Source organism: Mesobacillus sp. (assembly GCF_049588175.1).
Taxonomy (GTDB): Bacteria; Bacillota; Bacilli; order Bacillales; family Cytobacillaceae; genus Mesobacillus.
In genome coordinates this window covers 1-4,436 of record NZ_JBAVFI010000656.1, presented here as the reverse complement: position 1 = coordinate 4,436, position 4,436 = coordinate 1, and the positions used below count along the sequence as shown (strand labels likewise).

Sequence of the window (4,436 nt, the reverse complement as noted above, 5' to 3'; positions counted from 1 at the left end):
ATCAGGCTATTCATTTTGAGGTGATTTCGGTAGTTAACACCTTCGTTGCAAGTGCGAAGAGCAATTTCTCAGAGAAAATTTAAATATAGAATATCTTTTATTGGCGATAATCTAATTATATTGGCGAAGTTCACAATTTTTCTGGCGAAATTTTCATTTTATCAGCGAACTGGAAATTATCATTAATTTTTACCAATTCCTTTATATGAAAAATAGTCCCGGCAACAGTCCCCGAGACTAAAAAAGGCTTGCCTTAAATCAATACAGCATTGGGTCGTTCACGCTCTGGCTAATCATCAAATCGTCCAGGCTTTTAAAGGTATATCCCTGTTCCTTAAGATCTCTAATTACTTTCCCGATAGCGTCGGCGTTGTCTTTTGAAACGGTGTGAAGCAGGAGGACAGCGCCTGGATGGATCTGGCTCATGATTTTGTCATACGAATATTCCCAGCCCCTCTGCTGATCCGTGTTCCAGTCAACAAATGCAAGCGACCAGAACACATGGGTATAGCCTGCTTCCTTCGCGACGGCCATTGTCCTTTCGCTGAAAATTCCGCGAGGCGGGCGTAGGTAGGCCATATGCTTTTTGCCGGTGATTTTTTCCGTTTCAGCACGAACCATTTCCAATTCTTTTTTAATCTTTTCATCGCTGATTTGTGTCATATCAGGATGGTGCCATGAATGATTGCCAACGATATGGCCTTCATACACCATTCGCTCCACTAGCTCAGGGGCACTTTCTAGATAGTGCCCGGTTACGAAAAATGCTGCTGGCACCTTTTCTTTTTTCAATACGTCGAGAATTTTTTCTGTGTAGCCATTCTCATAGCCGTTATCAAATGTGAGATAAATGTCTTTTTTATTTTTGTCGCCTTTATACACCGCGCCTTGCTCTTCTATAATAACTTCAAACATTCTGCCGGCATCGGCTTGCCTGCCGTTCCGGCCTTTCTTAAACCCCCAGTGCAGTGGAGAGTTTGAATATTCTGCGTGAACAGCCGCAGGCAACGCTGTCAATAGGAGCAGGTTGGCAGCAAACATAATTTTATAAATCAGTTTCATGATGTTCCTCCCATGGTGTTTTTCTTATTGTTTGTCATGGAGAGAAAAAAATTCTCATCAGTATAGATAGTTATTTTTAGCAAATAGTATTTACATATATGAATTCTAAGGAGAATAACATGACTGAAGAACAAAAAATTGATTGGACCTCCGGAGAAATAGGAAACCTGTGGAATATATACATGGCTAATTCGATGGCACTCTGCATGTTTAAGCATTTTTTGCTGAATATCGAGGATGAAGAAATCAAAGACTGCATGACAACAGCGGATGATTTGAGTAAAAAAATCCTCTCTGACCTTAAGGGATTTTTCGAAACTGAGGGGGTTGCTTTACCGCAGGGATTCTCGACTGCTGATGATGTAAATGAAGATGCGCCGAGATTGTTTTCAGATAGCTTCTATATTAATTACCTTGATATGATGGTGAAATATGGGGCTTTGTATTACAGTGTAGCACTTCCTTCATTTTCAAAAATCGAGCTAAGAAATTACATTACGGACCTCAATATCTCAACGCTTCAACTATCTAACAAGGTAACCGAGGTCATGCTTAAAAAGGGATTGCATTTGCGGACACCATTCATTCCTGCTCCTAAAACTGTAGTTTTTGTAGAAAAACAAAGCTACTTCAATGGCTTTTTTGGAGATAAAAGACCACTTTCCGCGCTGGAAATCACACATTTATTTTCGAATATCCAGGTAAACGCGATTAAAACAATTTTGATTATGGGCTTCAGCCAGGTAGCGAAAAATAAGGAAGTAAGAAATTATTTTTTGCGTGGAAAAAAGATTAATATTAAGCAGCACACTATTTTATCGCAAATCTTGAATAAAGAAGATTTGCCAGTATCAGTTCCAAGCCAGTTCAAAATTACCGATTCAACCGAAGCACCATATTCCGATAAATTAATGCTTTTCCATATTTCTAATCTATCTTCTGCAAAGGTCCGTAATTTTGGCGACTCGATGGCTGTCAGTCCGCGGCATGATCTGGCTTCGACTTACACAAGATTTTTTATGGAGACGGCTAATTTCGCTGAGGACGGCGGTAATCTCCAAATTGAAAATGACTGGATGGAACGGCCTCCTGGAAATGTGGACCGTGATCAGCTTGCTAAACAGAAAAAAACACAATAGGAGGCCCGCCTTATCGGCAAGCCTCCTTTTTCAATTTATTTATAAACTCTGTCTGCAAACTGGGCCAATTTTTCAAGTGATGATTTTTCAACATCACGATGCAGGCTGTTGCCGTGTGAATCCATTGTAACGACTGCTGTAAAACCTTCTACCTTCAGGTGCCACATTGCTTCAGGGATTCCAAAGTTCATCAGGTCAACGCCTTCGACAGACTTGATGCAGTCAGCATAGTACTGAGCCGCGCCGCCGATCGCATTCAAATACACGCCGCCGTGTTCCTGTAGTGCTGCAAGTGTCTTCTCGCCCATCCCGCCTTTTCCGATGACCGCACGGATTCCGAACTTCTTCATGATGTCACCCTGGTAAGGCTCCTCACGAATACTTGTCGTTGGACCTGCAGCCTTCACATGCCATTTGCCTTCATCATCCTTCAGCATGACCGGTCCACAGTGGTAAATGACCTGCCCATTCAAATCGACAGGAGCATCATGGTCTGAAAGATATTTATGGATTGCGTCGCGTCCTGTATACATCATGCCAGTGATTTCCACAACGTCCCCAACCTTAAGCTGGCGGATTTGCTCTTCTGTAATTGGAGCAGTCAATGTGACTACTTCTGGCTCTGCTGGTGCTTCAACAGCTGCCGCGATTTCCTGTGCAGCAACTGGCTGTGCGAAGTCTATTTTTTCACCTTCCTGGTACATCCATTCCTGGATTTCTCCCGTTTCAGGATGAACCGCCACACCTAGACGGCGGTATGCCCAGCAATTATAGGCAACGGAAACGAAGAAGCTGGCAGGAATACGATTCATGACGCCGATTTTACAGCCAAGAAGCGTTGTTTCGCCGCCAAAGCCCATCGTGCCGATTCCAAGCTTGTTTGCGTTTTCCAGGATATAGTTTTCAAGATCACGCAAATCTTCATTTGGGTTCACGTCATCAACCGAACGGAATAATTGCTCTTTTGCCAGGTCATAGCCAGAAGAACGGTCGCCGCCGATGCCTACGCCTATGAAACCAGCACTGCAGCCTTGTCCCTGCGCCTGGTAAACGGAGTGCAGGATGCACTTGCGGATGCCGTCAAGGTCACGGCCGGCACGGCCAAGTCCTTCAAGCTCTGCCGGAAGACTGTATTGTATGTTTTTATTTTCACAACCGCCGCCCTTTAAAATCAGGCGGGCGTCGATATAATCTTTTTCCCACTGTTCGAACTTAATGACAGGAGTTCCGTCGCCAAGATTGTCACCGCTATTATCCCCAGTAAGCGAGTCAACAGAGTTAGGACGCAATTTACCGTCTTTTGTTGCAAGAGCAATCGCGTTTTTGATCGCCTTTTTCATCTCGATCTGGTTCGCGCCTACAGGTGTCTTAATTTTAAAAGTTGGAAGTCCAGTATCCTGGCAAATTGGCGATACTTTGTCATCAGCCATTTTAATGTTGTTGGTAATGGTTGCAAGGCTCATTGCTGAACGGGTTCCTGCATTTTCGCGTTCCGCCGCAGCCTTGATTGCCCTGCGTACATCCTTAGGAAGGTTAGTGGATGTTTCAACAATCAGCTGGTACATGCTTTCCTGAAACTTTTCAATATTCATTTTGTCTACCCCTCTCTCTGTTCCCTTGTTCGTCAATCTTTTATCTATGTGAAAATTTCATAACAATTTCTCGTTACCATTATACTCCTATCATCTTTTGAATTAAAGATGAAAAGTGGAATCGTTTACAAGGAAAAAATGTGCAGAATATCTATTTTACATTGATTTTTCACGTAAAAAAAAGAGACCTCATCAAAAGGTCTCCTTACTACTCACGATTCTTGAATTCACGGCATTTTGCATCCATTTCTTCGACGATCTGGATCATGCGGTCGATGTCTTCTAAATCTGCTTCTTCCGGATCAATTGCATCAAGCAAATCAGCGAACATATCTAAACGCTGCTTCAAAAACACAACTTGTGTATTGTTATCTTTAATTGGATTTCCCAAACTGACCTCTCCTTTCACCATCGTTTACATCCTACCGAAAAACCAGTTATTCTGCAATAATAATCAAAATAATGGACTAAATTTATTTGTTGTTAGTATCCCCTTTATGTTTGGATAACAACATGTTTCAGGTCTATTTTTAGCTTTGTAAAATTAGAATGTTGATTTCCGCTCCAGACACTTGCTTTCCGCGGGGCGTCAGGTGAGCTTCCTCGTCGCTTTGCTCCTGCGGGGTCTCACCTTGGCCGCTGC

4 protein-coding genes are annotated in these 4,436 nt (G+C 42.8%); 1 reads left to right on the top strand and 3 read right to left on the bottom strand.

What is annotated here, in order from left to right:
* Positions 1-258 precede the first annotated feature (258 nt).
* The gene (gene pdaA, locus WB217_RS15780; RefSeq protein ID WP_423994204.1) at positions 259-1,062 is read right to left on the bottom strand and encodes a delta-lactam-biosynthetic de-N-acetylase; all 804 of its coding nucleotides are present in this window, start codon (positions 1,060-1,062) and stop codon (positions 259-261) included.
* Between the two features lie 119 nt (positions 1,063-1,181).
* Here pdaA and WB217_RS15775 point away from each other — a divergent pair, with 119 nt between their 5' ends.
* On the top strand, positions 1,182-2,201 hold the full coding sequence (locus tag WB217_RS15775; protein ID WP_423994203.1) for a DUF3231 family protein: 1,020 nt from the start codon (positions 1,182-1,184) through the stop codon (positions 2,199-2,201).
* Positions 2,202-2,236: 35 nt separating this feature from the next.
* Here the strand turns inward: WB217_RS15775 and WB217_RS15770 are convergent, their stop codons facing one another.
* Positions 2,237-3,793, bottom strand: a complete 1,557-nt coding sequence (locus WB217_RS15770) for a fumarate hydratase (protein WP_423994201.1) — start codon at positions 3,791-3,793, stop codon at positions 2,237-2,239.
* A gap of 208 nt (positions 3,794-4,001) precedes the next feature.
* Positions 4,002-4,184, bottom strand: coding sequence for an SE1561 family protein (locus tag WB217_RS15765; protein WP_423994200.1), 183 nt, complete (start codon positions 4,182-4,184; stop codon positions 4,002-4,004).
* Between the last annotated feature and the right edge of the window lie 252 nt (positions 4,185-4,436).